We start from the raw sequence: 16,001 nt of genomic DNA, 5'->3' as shown, positions 1-16,001 counted from the left end.
AGGAGCGAAAAATGACGACGACCCTCACTCTGCTCGGGGTGATCCTGGTGATCGGCGCCATGGCTTATCGCCGGGCGTCTCTGTTCACATCCACGCTTGCCACGGCCGCCGCCCTGGTCGCTGGCACCCTCTATGGCCATGTCCCCCTGCTGGTGTGGGCACTGTTTGCCGTGATTGCCATCCCCCTCAACCTGGTGGATTTTCGCCGCAATCAGCTGACCAAGCCGCTGTTCAAGATCTACAAGTCGATCATGCCGGAGATGTCCCGCACCGAGAAGGAAGCCATCGAAGCCGGGACCACCTGGTGGGAAGCGGACCTGTTCGCCGGCAACCCGAACTGGAAGAAGCTGCACGCCATCCCGGTCAGCGTGCTGTCAGCCGAAGAGCAAGCCTTCATGGATGGCCCGGTTGAAAACGTCTGCCGCATGGTCAACGACTGGGAAGTGACCCACGAGCGGGCCGATCTCTCCCCCGAGGTGTGGCAATACCTGAAGGACAACAAGTTCTTCGCCATGATCATCAAGAAGAAATACGGTGGTCTGGAATTCTCCGCCTATGCCCAGTCCTGTGTGCTGCAAAAACTGTGTGGCGCCAGCGCCGTGCTGGCCTCCACAGTAGGCGTCCCCAACTCCCTCGGCCCGGGTGAACTGCTGCAACATTACGGCACCGATGAGCAGAAAGACCACTACCTGCCCCGCCTGGCGGTAGGCAAAGAGATCCCCTGCTTCGCCCTGACCAGCCCGGAAGCGGGTTCCGACGCCGGCTCCATTCCCGACTTCGGCATTATCTGCAAGGGTGAATGGGAAGGGGAAGAGGTGCTTGGCATGCGCCTGACCTGGAACAAGCGCTACATCACGCTCGCCCCTATTGCTACCGTGCTGGGTCTGGCCTTCAAGCTGCGCGACCCGGATCACCTGCTGGGTGAAGACGAGGAGCTGGGCATCACCTGTGCCCTGATCCCGACCCACATCAAGGGGGTCGAGATAGGCCGTCGTCACTTCCCGCTCAACGTGCCGTTCCAGAATGGTCCGACCCGTGGCGACAATGTGTTTGTACCGCTCGACTTCATCATAGGTGGCCCGGCCATGGCCGGTCAGGGCTGGCGCATGCTGGTCGAATGCCTCTCGGTTGGCCGCGGTATCACGTTGCCCTCCAACAGCACGGGCGGCGTCAAGATGCTGGCCCTGGCGACCGGCGCCTACAGCCGCATCCGCCGCCAGTTCAAGCTGCCCATCGGCAAGATGGAAGGCATTGAAGAGCCGCTGGCCCGTCTCGGTGGCAACGCCTACATCATGGGCGCTGCCGCCAACCTGACAGTGACCGGTATCGATCTGGGGGAAAAACCCTCGGTCATCTCCGCCATCGTCAAATACCACCTCACCGACCGTGCCCAGAAGTGCATCATAGATGCCATGGACATCCACGGCGGCAAGGCCATCTGCATGGGCCCGAACAACTATCTGGCCCGTGGCTATCAGGGAGCCCCCATCGCCGTTACGGTGGAAGGGGCCAACATCCTGACCCGCAGCATGATCATCTACGGTCAGGGCGCCATCCGCTGTCACCCCTATGTCCTGCCGGAGATGCTGGCAGCCAGCCATCCGGACAAGGAGCAAGCGCTGAAGGATTTCGACAAGGCCATGTTCAGCCACGTCGGTTTTGCCATCAGCAACCTGGTGCGCAGTTTCTGGCTGGGCTTGACCGGTGCTCGCTTCGCCGCAGCCCCTTACAAGGATCAGACCAAGGGCTATTACCAGCAGCTCTCCCGCCTCTCGGCCAACCTGGCCTTCCTGTCAGACATGGCCATGGGCACCCTGGGCGGCGAGCTCAAACGCAAGGAGCGCGTCTCCGCTCGCCTGGGTGACGTGTTGAGTCAGCTCTATCTGGCCTCAAGTGCCCTCAAGCGCTATCAGGATGAGGGTCGTCAGCAGGCGGATCTGCCACTGCTGCACTGGGCACTGCAAGATGCCATGTTCAAGGCGCAAGAGGCGATCGACGAGCTGCTGCGCAACTTCCCGAACCGCTGGATTGGCCTTGCGCTGCGCGTCATAGTGCTGCCCCTTGGCCGTGACATGAAGCGCCCGAGCGACAAGCTGGACCAGCAAGTGGCACGCCTGCTGCAAACGCCGAGCGAGACTCGCAGCCGACTGGCACAGGGTCAATACCTGACCCGCGAAGAGGGCAACCCCTTCGGCTTGCTGGAACAGGCGCTGGATGACGTGCTGGCAGCCGAACCGCTGTTTGACAAAGTATGCAAGGCTGACGGTATCAAGCGTCTGTTTATGCAACTGGACAAGGTGGCGGATGCGGGTCTGGCGCTCGGTGTGCTCAACCAGAATGAGGCCGACTTGCTGCGCCGGGCCGAAGAGAGCCGCCTGCGTACCATCAACGTCGATGATTTCGACCCCATCGACTTGGTTGCCAACAAGGCCCTGTTCGAACCATCGGCCTATCACAGAGCTGCCTGATACGCAGAAAACGAACCTGACGCCTCCCATGTGGAGGCGTTTTTTATGGACCTGGATCACGATGACAACAAAGAGATTTCACAGATCAAATTTTATTTCTCAATAAGTTTCCTATCCTTAGTGAAGCAGTTAATGTAAGCACAGGATCCCAAACAGGATTGCATGATGGATGACCAAATCCTGATTATTGACGATGACGATCTGCCCCTTCAGGAACAGCAGCAAGCTGGATGGAAGGTGATGATTGTGGATGATGAGCCCGAAGTGCATCGCATCACCAAGATCACCCTGAGCAAGTTTGAATTCGATAACAAACCCATTGAATTTTTGCATGCTTATTCAGCTGCCAAGGCCAAGGAGTTGCTCGCCAAGACCCCGGACGTAGCTTTGTTGCTGCTCGACGTGGTCATGGAAGTCGATCACGCCGGTCTCGATGTGGTCAAATTCGTGCGCGAAGATCTGCAAAACAAGATGGTGCGTATCGTGCTGCGAACCGGGCAACCGGGACAAGCGCCGGAAGATGATGTGGTTACCAACTACGACATCAACGATTACAAGGACAAGACAGAGCTCACCTCCCAGAAGCTGCGTACCCTGCTGCGGGCCAGCCTGCGTTCATACCGCGACATCCGTACCCTGGAGAGCAATCGCCAGGGACTGGAAAAGGTCATTGAGGCTTCCAAGGGGATCTTCGAAAAACGGGCGCTACGCCAGTTTGTTGAGGGCGCGCAGGAACAGCTCAGCGCTCTGCTCAATCTGGAAGAGTCCCAGATCTATGACGTGAAGCAGCTTGCCTATGAGGTGAGGGATCAGATCCTGGAGCCTCTGCTGCCCGGCCACCCGTCCGTGCGGCTTGTCGATGCTCCTGCTATTTTGCGTCAGGCCATGACCAATCGTGCCAACGTCTATGATGGCAACCAGATGGTGCTCTACTGTCAGAACCCCCGCCATCACCTGTTGTTTCACATCGAAACCACCCGTCAGCTCAGCCAGATGGACATGGGGTTGCTGAGTCTGTTTACCGAAAACATCATAGTGGCGCTGGAGAACATCCGGCTCAACGAGGTCATTGCAGATAACCAGCGCGAGATCATCTATCGCATCGGCGAGCTGGTGGAAACCCGCTCCAAGGAGTCCGGCCTGCACGTCAAGCGGGTTGCCCTCTACACTGAGCTGCTCTGCCAGCTGCTTGGCATGAGCGAGGAGCAGAGCGAGCTCATCAAGCGCGCCTCTCCCCTGCACGATATCGGCAAGGTCGGGGTCCCGGATGCCATCTTGCACAAGCCAGGCAAGCTGACCCCGGAAGAGTGGGAGATCATGAAAACCCATGCCCAACTGGGGCAGGACATGCTCTCCGGCAGCGACCTGGCCCTGTTCCAGATAGGTGCCACCATAGCCGGTAACCACCACGAAAAGTGGAATGGCAGTGGTTATCCCCGTGGTCTCAAGGGAGATGACATTCCGCTGGAGGGACGAGTCGTGGCGCTGGCCGACGTGTTTGATGCTCTCGGGTCGGATCGCTGCTACAAGAAGGCGTGGCCGCTGGACAAGGTACTGGCGCTGATAGAAGAAGAGAAGGGACAGCACTTCGATCCCCAACTGGTGGAGTTGATGCTGGCCAATCTGGACAAGTTCCTCGAGATCCGCGATCAGCACAAGGATATCTACGTCGGGGATCATTGACCCCTTTCACACCCGTGCACCAACTGCCGCATATAAAAAAGCCGCCTCAACAGGCGGCTTTTTAGTGAAGGCCTGTTCGTTACTGTTCGGGCAAGTTCAGGTCCAGCTTGGCCTCGGGTTTGGCCCCTTCGCTTTCGGCCTTGTGCGCGGCCATCGCTTTCTTCATCGCACGGCGCTTTTGCAGCAAGATGAATCCCACCCCGCCGAGCAGGACAACCAGTATCCCAGCCCCGCCTAGCAACCATATCAACCAGCCGCTGCTCTCTTTCTCCTCAAATTTGACCTGGGTCGGTACCGCAACCGATGCCACCGGTGTAACCGGAGGGGGGGCCGCCTGCACGGGGAAAATATTGAACGATTTGACCGGCAGTATGACCTGGATCTCGCGGCCCAACCGGGTTGTCCCAAACAGAGTCGCACTCACCTCATACTGACCAACCGCCTTGAGCGCCGACAGATCCACTTCGACTTTGAACCCGGTTGCCACAGCACTGAAAGGCAGACTCTCATTGGTCGTGTTCATCGCCTTGCCTTTGACGACCACGGAGGCGGGATCCAGCTCATCGCCGTCGATCAAAAAAGAGAGCCGGGCACCGACCTCTTGTGACGGGGGCGTCAAGGTGAAGTTGACGGGGAGCGGATAGACAAGGACATCCTGAGACCTGGCCCGGGAGAAGACCTGATTGCCGGTGCTGTACAAAGCCCGATACTTGCCGGCCGGAACATCGAGCAGAGCCTCGGCGGTCATGACGCCATCTCCCGGCACCTCGTCGAGCCCCTTGCCATCATCAAGGTAGTGGCCAAGCACTTCATCCAGAATGGGCTCACCCTGCTGGGTATCATCGTTGAAACGCTGCAACTTCACCGTCATGCCGAGATCCGTGAGGTAATACCCGTCTTTGGGCGGCGCATCGTCAATCAACAGCCAGGATTTGAGTTTGATCACCTCCCCTTGATAGAGCTGGGTCGGCAACTGCTCGGTTTCAAGCTTGATGTTCGACAGGATCCGCACCCGATTGTCAGGGTCTACCTCGCCGATGGCCTGCCAAGGACCCGGCATGGGATCTCGAATGGTGATGAGATCATGGTCCTTGAGCGCCAACCAGCCCACCTCGGGTGGTGTGACCTTGCCGACATAGAGCTTGCTGCCATCGGGTCGCACCAGGATCACGGAGGAGGTGCCCGGCTTGCGCGTGACGATGAAGGTAATCTCCTTCACGCCATAATCGATGCGAAAGCGATTATCGAGCAGGGGAATGTCAGAGGGGGCAAACACCTCGTTGGCCGTGACCGTCAATGAGGTCAACAGCAGCAGGCCACTCCATAGCTTGCTCATTGCCGCCACAGGCAGGCACCTCCCTTCTTCTGGACCAGATCTAACCTGGCCTCGTGCACCGCTTCAATATCGGCGCCGGCGCGCACTACCTTGAGCGGCGGACGATTGCTCTCCAGTCGACGAATACTGGTGTCCTGATTGCGCTCGCTCTCACTGCTTTCGGTGGCCAGGTTCAGCTTGGTCTGGCCACCCGTCATCAGCAGGTAAACGTCGGCCAGGATCTCCGCATCGAGCAAGGCGCCGTGCAGGGTGCGGTGAGAGTTGTCTATGCCGTAGCGATCGCACAGCACATCCAGGTTGTTGCGTTTGCCCGGGAAAAGATCCCGCGCCATCGCCAGGGTATCCGTGATGCTGCAGATATCCCTGGTTTTGAAGTTGAGTCCGAGCTTGCCGAACTCATAGTCCATGAAGCTCACGTCAAAGGGGGCGTTGTGGGCGATAAGCTCGGCACCACGAATGAACTCGATGAAATCGTTGGCGATCTGGCTGAACGAGGGCTTGTCCGCCAGGAAGGCATCCGTGATGCCATGCACCTGGATGGCCTCGGGATCCACCAGCCGATCCGGCTTGATATAGACGTGGTAGTGATTACCGGTCAGCTTGCGGTTGATCACCTCCACACAGCCAATCTCGATGATGCGGTGTCCCAGATAGATGGGGCCACCGGCTGTGTTCATACCTGTGGTTTCAGTATCCAGAATGATCTGGCGATTCAGTTGGGGTGTGTTCATGATCCAATCTATGTCAAACTTCGGCCTTACCCGCTAGTTTACCCCAAGACTCACGCTAAAAAAGATCGATTGCTCATGTTAAAACACATTGATTTATACACGGATGGTTCCTGCCTAGGTAATCCCGGCCCGGGTGGTTATGGCGCCGTCCTGGTCTATGGCGATCACCGCAAGGAGATTTCCGGCGGTTTTCGGTTGACCACCAATAACCGGATGGAGCTGATGGCCGCCATCATGGGGCTGCGTACCCTCAATGCCGCCTGCCAGGTACGGCTCACCACCGACAGCCAGTATGTGCGCCAGGGGATCACCCAGTGGATCATCGGCTGGAAGAAGAAGGGGTGGATGACCTCAAATCGTCAGCCGGTCAAGAACGTCGATCTCTGGAAAGAGCTGGATGCCGAAGTGGCCCGCCATCAGATCGAGTGGCTCTGGGTCAAGGGGCACTCGGGTCACCCCGAGAACGAACGCTGCGATGAACTGGCGCGCGATGCCGCCAGTGGCAAGGAACTCGCCGAAGACACCGGCTACCAGCCCTGACGTGCCATGCCCGGTGCCGCTATCGACTCAGGCAAACGCCAGCGACGACGCACCGGGATGAGCGGAAAACGCCGTTTGCGCGCCGCTATTACATAGACGGATGCAAACGGTCTGCAGTAATCCCGCCCCACACTCTCCCGCCACCAGCCGATCCGGCTCTGTTTGCCCATGAACGAATAGCCGAAGCGTTCGTCAAACATCACCTCACAACCGAGCAGTTGCAACCAGTCGGTGACCCGTGCCGGGGTGAACATTCGTGCCGACCAGGGCAGACGTTGGCGCAGGAAAGGCAGACAATGACCAATACCGACCAGACTGAGCGGGTTATAGCCGCTGACGATGAGCCAGCCATCGTCGGTCAGCACCCGCTCTGCTTCACGCAGTACCTGGTGGGGATCGGGCGAGAAGTCGAGGCAATGGGCAAGCAGACAGGCATCCACACTGCCGGTGCGTACCGGCAAGGCCAGCGGATCGCCCTTGATATCCAGCAAGCGGCCACTGGTCGCCACCCCTATCTGGTGGCGAATGGAAGAGCAACCGCAAGAGAGCTCGGCGCTCAGAGCGCCCACTTTAAGCAGATGATAACCAAACAGATGTGGGCACCAGCTATCGAGCCGCTCCTGGATCTCGGCAGCCACCCAGTCCCCCATGGGTAACGCCGACCAGCTGGTCGGGACCTCGATTTGTTGTTCGGTACGTGCCAACTGCATAATGGGGCTCAACTTGGGGTGCGAACGCCATCCAGTTATATAAGATACCCTCCCTAAAGAGAAGCTAACTCATGTATACCGTTATCACAGTTCCTGCCTTTACCGACAATTACATCTGGTTGATCAGACACGAAAATCACTGCCTGGTGGTCGACCCGGGCGATGCGGGCCCCGTGCTGGATCGGCTGGCTGCCCTGGACTTGCAGCTCGATGCCATCTTGCTGACTCACCACCACCAGGATCATGTGGGCGGCGTCACCGCCCTGCTCAAGCATTTCCCCCATGCCAGATTGTATGGCCCCAAACATGACCCCATGCCCGATCACCATGGCCAGTGGCTCGATGACGGGGATCAGATCAACTGGCATGGTTTGAGCCTGGATGTCATTCATGTGCCCGGTCATACCCATGGCCATATCGCCTACCACGGCCATGGCATGCTGTTTTGCGGTGATACGCTCTTCTCCGGCGGTTGCGGTCGCCTGTTCGAAGGCACCCCGGCCCAGATGCATGACTCGCTGCAGCGGCTTGCGGCCCTGCCCGACGACACCCTCATCTATTGTGCCCACGAATACACTCTCTCCAACCTGCGCTTCGCCTACGCAGTCGAGCCCGACAACAAGGCGATCCAGCAGCGGATCGGCATGATCAGCAAACTGCGCCAGCAGGGCCTGCCGAGTCTCCCTTCTCGCCTGGGCGATGAGCGCGATTTCAACGTTTTTCTGCGTTGCGAGCAGGATTCCGTGAAATTTTCTGCTGAAAAACACGCCTTAAAATGCTTGGAAAATCCAGAGGATACCTTCGCCGTCCTGCGCAGCTGGAAGGACGTTTTTTGAACGAACCTTGATCAGGGGGCCATTGCCCCTTATGATGCCAGCTGTTTTTCAAGAGATGACCTGAGCGAGATGAAGGTACGAACGGCCTTATTGGCGGCGCTGTTTCTCAGCGGCTGCCAAAACCTGAGCCATCAGGATGACCGGGCGCTAACGGCAATCGAGCCGATCAAGTCCCCCCAAGTCAACAAAAAAGCGTATAAAAAACATTCGACGCGCTTCCTGTTCGGTGACGAACAGATCGACGCACTGGATGACACGGATAACCTGTGGGTGCGTATCAGCGATGATATGCAGTTTGAACCACAGGACAATGCCCGTGTCAGCCAACAGCGTGATTGGTTACTGCGCAACGATAAGCATCTGGCGACCATTGCCAGCCGGGCTGAGCCCTACCTGTATCTGATGGTAGAGGAAATCGAACGGCGTGAGCTGCCAATGGAGCTTATTACCATTCCCATGATCGAGAGCATGTTCGATCCCCACGCCCGCTCCCGCAGCAATGCGGTCGGCCTGTGGCAATTCGTGCCTGCGACCGGCAAGAACTTCGGTCTGCGCCAGGACAGCTGGTATGACGGCCGACGCGATGTATTGGCCTCCACCAATGCCGCGCTGGATTACCTGGAATACCTGAACCGCTTCTTTGATGGCGACTGGCTGCAAACTCTGGCTGCCTACAATGCCGGTGAAGGGCGCGTGCGAAACGCCATTGTGCGCAACCAGAAGGCCGGTCGTCCCACCGATTACTGGTCTCTCGATCTGCCGCGCGAAACCCGGATGTATGTCCCCAAGATCCTGGCGATGGCTGACATGATCCGCAATGCGGACAACTACAATGTCACCCTGCCGGTACTGGCCAACAAACCGCAGCTGCGGGTGGTCAATACCGGAGGCCAGATCGACTTGAATGTGGCAGCTCAGCTGGCGGGCTTGCGTCCGGCTCAGCTGAAAGAGGTCAACCCGGCCCTGAGCCGCTGGTCGACGTCTCCCCAGGGCCCCTATCGGCTGCTGGTACCGGTCGAATATGCCGATACTCTGGAGCTGGCGCTGGCCGATCTGCCACAGGGCGAGCGTATCCGCACCCGCTCCTATCAGGTCGTCAGTGGCGATACCCTCTCCCGCATCGCCCAGAACAACGGGGTGAGTGTGCAACAGCTCAAGTTGGCCAACAACCTGCGTGGCAACAATCTGCGCCGTGGCCAGACCCTGATGATCCCGACCGGCAGCAGCAAGGCTGTTGTCAGTCCGGCCGTTCAGAGCAAGCCGCAGCAAGTCGCCAAGCGCAGCGGTGGCAAGCTCCAGTACAAGGTGCGTTCCGGCGACAGCCTCTGGAGCATCAGCCAGGCTCACGGGGTCAATCATGACGAGCTGGCAAAGTGGAACGGTCTCAATGCCAAATCGTCTCTGAAACCCGGCATGAAGCTGGTGATCTGGCCCAAGCAGGGCAAGAGCAGCAACAAGTCCATGGTCTATCAGGTACGCCGCGGTGACTCCCTCTCCGCCATTGCCGCCCGTTTTCAGGTCGCCGTAATGGATGTGATGCGCTGGAATCAGCTCGGCAAGAGTGACTATCTCAAGCCGGGTCAGGAACTGACCCTGTTCGTGAAGAACAGCAGCTGATTGTTCACCACTCAATACGAAAACACCCCGCCAAGTGCGGGGTGTTTTTTTATCACGTCTTGCTGCTCCTATCCGGGAGCATCCATCAGGGGGTGATGGCCTGGGCCGAAAAGCGCGCCATGATGGGATTGTGATCCGAGGCATCGGTGGCCGGGCTGCTCACTTCTACCAGATCCAGATTGCGGTAATAGAGGTGATCCAGCGGACGGCCAAATGCGGTACGGCGCAGATCCGGCACAGGAATGGCTTCCTGCAACCCCAGCTCCCCCACCAGCTTGTTCAACCAGAATTCCCGTTTGTCGCTCCAGGTGTTGAAATCCCCGGCCAGAATGACGGGCCCCTGATGACGGCGAATGAGAGCCGTCAGGTCATTGAGCTGTTCGCGGAAGGTGGCCATGCCCAGTTCGAAGTTGACCGCATGCAGGTTTACCACCAGCACACCGTCAGGATCGCCCTGCAAGGGGTACAGGCTGACCAGACCAGATTTTGGAATGCGTAGCAGAGGCTCGGGGGAACGAACGCCGCAGACGAAAGCCTGTGGTGTTTTGGCGACCGTCATGACGCCAAATGAAACGCCGCCCTGAGTAAAGGCTTGCAACTGTTGCCACTGAAACTCACCGGCTTTGAGCCAGTCCAGCATGTCCGGACGGGTCGCCGACTCCTGCAACAACACTAGATCCTGGGATTTGGCATACTCGTCCAGCCCCTCGCGCCAGTTTTTACGCTGACCCTTGTAGAGGTTCCAGACTGTAATGCCAAACTCGCGGGGCAAGGCGGTGGAGGCCAGCGCCACCAGTGGCGGCTTCTGGCAGTTGACGCCGGGAATGATGCCCTGCGCCGTGATCATATGATCCTGATCCGGTACCTCGAAACAGCCAACCAACCCCAACGTCAACAGCGACGTACCCAGAATGCGATAACTATTTTTCATTGGCTAACAACCACCTGCCTCTGCATTGTGTCATGACCATCACAAACGTCACCGCTGCCGACTAGGCTCATAGCTCGTGTCCGGCCCGACTCATCCAGAAGGAATTCAACGATGGCGAGACAGCACCAGTACCGCGTGACATTTTATGATCAACAAGGAAATTGTCATCAAGTGGAGCTTTCCACCGTCTATCAGATCAGACGGGATCCCCAGTGCGATCTCTGCCTGTTCGACACCGAGCAGTGTGTCGGCTCGGAAGAGATGCTGGAACGCATGATACGGCAAAAAACCGGCTTTGAGCAGGAAATATCCATCATCAACGCCCGACTTGTCTGAGCCGGATCAGACGGGTACCGGACGGGATTTACCCTGCTCGTCGATGGCAACATAGGTGAAAATCCCCTCGGTCACGCAGTAACGTTGAGCCTCGTTTGCACGCAGCACCGGCTTGACCCAGACCTCCAGCTTCAGACGCATGGAGCTGCGGCCAATCTTCAGGCAACGCCCGTAGCAACACACCACATCACCGACCTTGACCGGGCTGTGAAAGGTCATGCCTTCGACGGAAACGGTACAAATACGTCCTTTTGCCAGCTCCTTGGCCATGATGCCCCCACCTATATCCATCTGGGACATGATCCAGCCACCGAAGATATCGCCATTGGGGTTGGTATCGGCTGGCATCGCCAGGGTTCTCAGCAACAGTTCCCCGTCAGGGTGACGTTTTGTATCTACCATCATTACCGCTCTCTCTATCATGAATGGCGGCATGATAGGGGGCGAGCCCCGCCTTGGCAAACCTCAATTGCCCTGCGTTCTCAGCCAAAATGGGCCTTTGGAGCCGCATGTTACCCGGCAGGGAAACACAATTGAACGAAGGCGAGGCAGCCTCAGTGACCCAGTGCGGCCTGCTCGGCAAACCAGTGGGCCGGATCGGGCCAGCGGTAGCTAAAACCGAGGCGCTGGCAGATAAGCTGCCCCTCGATGGGGGCAAAGATCCCGGCAGGTTCGATGAAGCTGGGTGCCGGCAAACCGAGCAGGCGAGCCGCAAATGGATAGAACTGCTCGCGGCGCGGATGCACGGGAGCGCTCAGGTTATAGGCATCCCCGTTCTCTGCGTGCGCCAGCATCAGCTGACAGGCCGCCACCACATCCTCCAGATGCACCAGGTTTACCGCTTGGGCTCCGCCATCGAGGGTCTTGCCCGCCAGAAAACGACCGGGATGGCGATCCGGGCCGTAAAGACCGGCGGAGCGCAGCACCATGGCGCACTCAAAACCGGCGGTCAACACCGCCTGCTCGGCAGCGAGCATTCGCTCCCCTCTGGCGTGGCCGGGTCTGGGCTGCTCCCCTTCCCCCTGCCCTGGCGCCCATACCGAAGTGGCGCTGACGAAGAGCACTCTCTGCACACCCGCAGCTTTTGCCAGCTGGCATAGCCGGGCGATGGCCGCAGGGTAATCCTCCGTCTTGCTCGGTGGCACGCAGATCACCAGCTCGCGGCAGACCAGTGGCAAAACATCCAGCCGGGCCGACAATTGCAGCGGCCAGGCCTTCACGCCTTCGGCGGTCAAGCGCTCGGCCTTCTCGGCCGAGCTGACCGTCACTACCACGGCCTTGCCTTGCGCCTGCAACGCCCGCGCCAGCGGCAATCCCAGCCAACCGGCTCCCACTATTCCCGTCTGGTTCCTGCATTCTGTTGTCATTGGCAAAAATCCTGGCAAAAAAAAACGGCCATCCATGATGACCGTCGAAAGTAACGAAGGAAATAGCTGGATTGACCAGTTACCTCCCACAGCGGGAAAATCGGGAGCGCAGGCTCCTAATTCGTGGGGCCTATGCTAGTGGCAGGCTGGCCAAAAAGCTTTGAAGCGGATCACAGTTGAAAAGGATTTCTGAAAACGGTTTCAATTTTTAATGCGGAGTCAGCAAAAAAATGGCCCATTCAGGGCCAATTTCATCTCATCAGGCGACAGATTCGCGACGGACCAGTTCTGCTTCGAACTTGAGCGTCAGCCCGTCAACCGGCTTGTGATCCAGCAGACGCAAGGCCAGCTCGGCCGCGCGGCCACCCATCTCCTCGATGGGATAGCGCACTGTCGTGAGCTTGGGGTAGATGTAACGGGCATAAGGGATGTCATCAAAACCCACCACAGAGATCTGCTGCGGGATCTTGTAGCCACGCTCCAGCAGACAGGAGATGGCTCCCGCCACCATGGCGTCGTTGAAACCGAGCACGGCAGTGAACTCTACGCCCCGCTCCAGCAGCTCGCCCATGGCCACATAACCGCCATTTTCATCGGCGAAGGCACGGCCAATCAGTGCAGGATCCAGCTCAATGCCCGCCCGTTGCAGGGCGTAGCGGTAACCCGCCATCCGCTGCAAGCCATCCACAAACTCTTCGTCATCCGAGGTCACGAAGGCAATCTTGCTATGCCCGGCATCCAGTAGATGCTGACACGCTGTGGTAATACCGGCCTGGTTATCCAGCCAGACACAGCGATCCTCTGCACCCGGTACCTGTCGGTTGATGAAGACAATGGGGGTATTGCCTGCCACCAGTTCGCTCAGCTCCTCGTCCGGCAGTGCCTTGCTGTGCAAGATCAAGGCATCGCACTGGCGCTGCAGCAGCGCCTGAATGGCATGACGCTCACGTGCCGCATCATGGTTGCCGGACATGACGATGGTGAATTTGTCCGCCTTGTCGACCATGGTCTCGATGCCGCGCATCATCTGGGCGAAAAAGGGGCCACCACACAGGTCCCCTACCAGTACGCCGATGCAGTTGGAGCGTTTGCTGACCAGCGCCTGGGCAAAACTGTTGGGACGAAAATTCAGTTCCTTCATGGCCGCCAATACGGCCACACGCTTTTCTGGTGCCACTTGTGCCGTGTTGTTGATCACCCGCGACACAGTTGAAATGGACACATTGGCCAACCGAGAAACGTCTTTAATCGTTGCCACTATCAATTCCTTTGTTGGGGAAGCCTGTCTGTGTTGATCGGGCGATTATATCGAACCTGTCAGACCAAGACGTGGCGCGCGATCACCTGACAGGTTTCCTTTTGTAACAAAACCTTGTGGGATAATAACCATTTTGGGGAAGGAAAGGGAATTGGGCAGCCGCCAGGGCGGCTGCCGTCTCAATAAGCGTGACTCAGCTCGCGTTCAGACATAAAGCGCAGCGGCTGTTGCAGCTTGTGCTGGTAGATGAGATCGAACGACAGCACATTCTGCACATAGTTGCGCGTCTCCTTGTAGGGGATACTCTCGACCCAGACATCCATTGGCCGATTGCGGCTCTGCTCCCGCCAGCGTTTCACCCTCCCCGGCCCGGCGTTGTAAGCCGCCGTCGCCAGAATACGGTTGCCGTCATACACATCCAGCAAGCGCTTGAGGTAGGCACTCCCCAACCTGACATTGAGGGTAGGCTCGAACAACTGCTCGGGATTGCGATAAGGCACCCCCAGCTTGCTGGCTGTCTCCTTGGCGGTACCCGGCATCAACTGCATCAGGCCGCGCGCACCCACCGGCGATTCTGCCCGCGGGTAGAGGGCGCTCTCCTGGCGCGACACCGCATAAAGCAGGCTCATATCGACCGAGCGCTCCCGCGCCATCTGGCTGAAGGTCTGCTTGTAGGGTTTGGGAAAACGCAACTCGATCGCATCCCAGGCTTCGGCGCGGATGCTGGCCAGAATAGCCAGCTCATGCCAGCCCTGATTGAGCGCTATATGACCGAACTCGATGCGCTGGGCAACCGGGTTGCGATCCATGTTGTGGACCCACTCAGCGCGCGCCGCCGTGATTTCGTTCATGTCCAGCAGCTCACGCACCCGCAGCAGGAAGGGCCAGCGGTGAGTTGCAGTACGCCAGTCAGGCACCTTGGTGCCGGTACTCTGGTTCTTGATGCGATAAGGCACGCCGGTACGCTGAGCCGCCATGAAGCCATAGAAGCCGCGCAAGTTGGCAGTTTCCAGATAGAGATCCCGCGCCGGTTTCTTCTGCCCCTGCACTTCCAGCGAGCGGGCCAGCCAGTAACGCCAGCGGTCCTCTTTCTGCAAGGCCATCGGCATGCGCTTGACCCAACCGGAGAGGCCGCGCCAGTCCTGTTCCCAGATGGCAAGGCGGGCTCTGAGCTCCAGCAGATCCGAATCATCGAGCCGCACGACAGTGGCATCCACCCAACTGCGCTGGGAAATGGATCGATCCAGCAGCAGGCGACGGGCCACAGCCCACTCCACCGGCGCCACCTCGGCTGGCGTCAAACCAAAGCGGGAGCGAGCTTGCGCAAGCTGGCGCAACACGGATTCGGGCTGCTGATTGGCATAACGGGCCAGTCCCAGTGACAGCAGGCGCCGGGAGGGCGCTGCCGTGGAAAAATAAGCCGGATTCATCGCCCTTGCAGGCTGCTCGAACAAGGCGATCATCTGGTCTGCATAAGGCTGCATGCCACTGCCAAGCTGGGCTCCAAGGTGGCGGATCAGGTTGGGGTTTTCCGCTTCAAACGCCAAGGTCATGCGGGTCCAGACCTTCTCCTGAGTGCGCAATCCGGCCTGCTGCCAGAGCTGGAACAAAGGGGTACAGGCATCGGGACGGGATTGGCCACTCAACCAGAGCTTGCCTGCCTCCTGCAAGGCCTGGGTCTGCTGTCCCGTGTAGTAGCGGGCCTGATAGTGCATGCAGAGCAGATCGGTGGAACTCGGCTTGGCCGGGTAGAAGCGCAGGAACTGAGACCACTGCTGGCTCTGGGCCAGATGGGTCAGGTAGCTGCGCTCCAGGCGATTGGATTGCGGCGTATCGCCGTGTTCGCGAATGAAGCGGGTTACTTTGTCATAATCTGCTGCCCCGGGCCGAAAGGCCAACTGGTAATAATCCAGATAGGGCAACAGCGGATAATGGGTCAAACGGGCACGAATTTGCTGGAAACGAGCCTGATCGTTGGCACGTACCGCGTCATAAGCCTGACGATAGAGGGACTGATCCATTGTCTGTGCCGCGACTGGCATCAGAAGTCCTGGCACGAACAGCGCCGATAATATGATTCCCTGCACGGCTTTCACCAAAGACGTCTCCATTGAGCAGCAATGCCACCGCCCGCTGGCGGTGGTGTCATGTCCACTCATTCTACCCGTTAACATCAAGGGCTACAGCT

14 protein-coding genes are annotated in these 16,001 nt (G+C 58.6%); 6 read left to right on the top strand and 8 right to left on the bottom strand.

Going from position 1 to position 16,001, the window contains the following annotated elements; all coding sequences use genetic code 11:
* Nucleotides 1-11 precede the first annotated feature (11 nt).
* The gene (gene fadE / locus GWQ29_RS08835; RefSeq protein WP_275919238.1) at nt 12-2,468 is read left to right on the top strand and encodes an acyl-CoA dehydrogenase FadE; all 2,457 of its coding nucleotides are present in this window, start codon (nt 12-14) and stop codon (nt 2,466-2,468) included.
* A 165-nt stretch (nt 2,469-2,633) separates the two neighbouring features.
* Nucleotides 2,634-4,151: an HD domain-containing phosphohydrolase gene (locus tag GWQ29_RS08830; protein ID WP_021137880.1), complete on the top strand. Its 1,518-nt coding sequence runs from the start codon at nt 2,634-2,636 to the stop codon at nt 4,149-4,151.
* Nucleotides 4,152-4,230: 79 nt separating this feature from the next.
* Here GWQ29_RS08830 and GWQ29_RS08825 read toward each other — a convergent pair whose 3' ends face one another.
* Complete coding sequence (locus GWQ29_RS08825) at nt 4,231-5,487, bottom strand: TIGR03503 family protein (RefSeq protein WP_058395004.1); 1,257 nt, start codon at nt 5,485-5,487, stop codon at nt 4,231-4,233.
* Nucleotides 5,484-6,218 carry a DNA polymerase III subunit epsilon gene (gene dnaQ, locus GWQ29_RS08820; RefSeq protein WP_021137882.1) on the bottom strand — a complete coding sequence of 245 codons (735 nt, stop codon included), beginning with the start codon at nt 6,216-6,218 and terminating at the stop codon, nt 5,484-5,486. Before dnaQ ends, GWQ29_RS08825 begins: the two co-directional genes overlap by 4 nt.
* A 75-nt stretch (nt 6,219-6,293) precedes the next feature.
* On the opposite strand from dnaQ, the gene rnhA reads away from it, so the two are divergent.
* Nucleotides 6,294-6,758 (top strand): ribonuclease HI, encoded by a 465-nt coding sequence (rnhA, locus tag GWQ29_RS08815; protein ID WP_005309827.1) that lies wholly within the window; start codon nt 6,294-6,296, stop codon nt 6,756-6,758.
* Here the strand turns inward: rnhA and GWQ29_RS08810 are convergent.
* Entirely contained in the window at nt 6,746-7,468 is a 723-nt protein-coding gene (locus tag GWQ29_RS08810; protein WP_005309825.1) for a methyltransferase domain-containing protein, read from the bottom strand. The genes rnhA and GWQ29_RS08810 overlap by 13 nt on opposite strands.
* A gap of 71 nt (nt 7,469-7,539) precedes the next feature.
* Here GWQ29_RS08810 and gloB point away from each other — a divergent pair, with 71 nt between their 5' ends.
* Nucleotides 7,540-8,304: a hydroxyacylglutathione hydrolase gene (gene gloB / locus GWQ29_RS08805; RefSeq protein WP_125596376.1), complete on the top strand. Its 765-nt coding sequence runs from the start codon at nt 7,540-7,542 to the stop codon at nt 8,302-8,304.
* Nucleotides 8,305-8,373: 69 nt separating this feature from the next.
* Nucleotides 8,374-9,921 carry a LysM peptidoglycan-binding domain-containing protein gene (locus GWQ29_RS08800; RefSeq protein ID WP_034523263.1) on the top strand — a complete coding sequence of 516 codons (1,548 nt, stop codon included), beginning with the start codon at nt 8,374-8,376 and terminating at the stop codon, nt 9,919-9,921.
* Nucleotides 9,922-10,006: 85 nt separating this feature from the next.
* Here the strand turns inward: GWQ29_RS08800 and GWQ29_RS08795 are convergent, their stop codons facing one another.
* On the bottom strand, nt 10,007-10,852 hold the full coding sequence (locus GWQ29_RS08795; protein WP_011898910.1) for an endonuclease/exonuclease/phosphatase family protein: 846 nt from the start codon (nt 10,850-10,852) through the stop codon (nt 10,007-10,009).
* A gap of 111 nt (nt 10,853-10,963) precedes the next feature.
* On the opposite strand from GWQ29_RS08795, the gene GWQ29_RS08790 reads away from it, so the two are divergent.
* Nucleotides 10,964-11,188: a hypothetical protein gene (locus GWQ29_RS08790; RefSeq protein ID WP_034523267.1), complete on the top strand. Its 225-nt coding sequence runs from the start codon at nt 10,964-10,966 to the stop codon at nt 11,186-11,188.
* A gap of 6 nt (nt 11,189-11,194) precedes the next feature.
* Here GWQ29_RS08790 and yciA read toward each other — a convergent pair whose 3' ends face one another.
* From yciA to GWQ29_RS08770, 4 genes are all read right to left on the bottom strand, one after another.
* Complete coding sequence (yciA, locus tag GWQ29_RS08785) at nt 11,195-11,593, bottom strand: acyl-CoA thioester hydrolase YciA (protein ID WP_005309782.1); 399 nt, start codon at nt 11,591-11,593, stop codon at nt 11,195-11,197.
* A 149-nt stretch (nt 11,594-11,742) separates the two neighbouring features.
* Nucleotides 11,743-12,555, bottom strand: coding sequence for an NAD-dependent epimerase/dehydratase family protein (locus GWQ29_RS08780; protein ID WP_275919237.1), 813 nt, complete (start codon nt 12,553-12,555; stop codon nt 11,743-11,745).
* A gap of 259 nt (nt 12,556-12,814) precedes the next feature.
* Nucleotides 12,815-13,813 carry a LacI family DNA-binding transcriptional regulator gene (locus tag GWQ29_RS08775; protein ID WP_058395010.1) on the bottom strand — a complete coding sequence of 333 codons (999 nt, stop codon included), beginning with the start codon at nt 13,811-13,813 and terminating at the stop codon, nt 12,815-12,817.
* Nucleotides 13,814-13,992: 179 nt separating this feature from the next.
* Nucleotides 13,993-15,909, bottom strand: coding sequence for a transglycosylase SLT domain-containing protein (locus tag GWQ29_RS08770; RefSeq protein WP_275919317.1), 1,917 nt, complete (start codon nt 15,907-15,909; stop codon nt 13,993-13,995).
* Nucleotides 15,910-16,001 lie beyond the last annotated feature (92 nt).

The sequence above is a fragment of the Aeromonas sp. 2HA2 genome (assembly GCF_029237345.1).
Taxonomy (GTDB): domain Bacteria; phylum Pseudomonadota; class Gammaproteobacteria; order Enterobacterales; family Aeromonadaceae; genus Aeromonas; species Aeromonas salmonicida.
The sequence above is the reverse complement of the archived record's forward strand: the minus strand, read 5'-3'. Positions and strand labels throughout refer to the sequence as shown.

Excerpts from the sequence above, each read along its gene's own strand:
- GWQ29_RS08795 (WP_011898910.1), bottom strand. The coding sequence starts at position 10,852 with ATGAAAAATAGTTATCGCATTCTGGGTACGTCGCTGTTGACGTTGGGG.
- GWQ29_RS08800 (WP_034523263.1), top strand. The coding sequence starts at position 8,374 with ATGAAGGTACGAACGGCCTTATTGGCGGCGCTGTTTCTCAGCGGCTGC.
- rnhA (WP_005309827.1), top strand. The coding sequence starts at position 6,294 with ATGTTAAAACACATTGATTTATACACGGATGGTTCCTGCCTAGGTAAT.
- yciA (WP_005309782.1), bottom strand. The coding sequence starts at position 11,593 with ATGATGGTAGATACAAAACGTCACCCTGACGGGGAACTGTTGCTGAGA.
- dnaQ (WP_021137882.1), bottom strand. The coding sequence starts at position 6,218 with ATGAACACACCCCAACTGAATCGCCAGATCATTCTGGATACTGAAACC.
- GWQ29_RS08790 (WP_034523267.1), top strand. The coding sequence starts at position 10,964 with ATGGCGAGACAGCACCAGTACCGCGTGACATTTTATGATCAACAAGGA.
- gloB (WP_125596376.1), top strand. The coding sequence starts at position 7,540 with ATGTATACCGTTATCACAGTTCCTGCCTTTACCGACAATTACATCTGG.
- GWQ29_RS08780 (WP_275919237.1), bottom strand. The coding sequence starts at position 12,555 with ATGACAACAGAATGCAGGAACCAGACGGGAATAGTGGGAGCCGGTTGG.
- fadE (WP_275919238.1), top strand. The coding sequence starts at position 12 with ATGACGACGACCCTCACTCTGCTCGGGGTGATCCTGGTGATCGGCGCC.
- GWQ29_RS08830 (WP_021137880.1), top strand. The coding sequence starts at position 2,634 with ATGGATGACCAAATCCTGATTATTGACGATGACGATCTGCCCCTTCAG.
- GWQ29_RS08825 (WP_058395004.1), bottom strand. The coding sequence starts at position 5,487 with ATGAGCAAGCTATGGAGTGGCCTGCTGCTGTTGACCTCATTGACGGTC.
- GWQ29_RS08810 (WP_005309825.1), bottom strand. The coding sequence starts at position 7,468 with ATGCAGTTGGCACGTACCGAACAACAAATCGAGGTCCCGACCAGCTGG.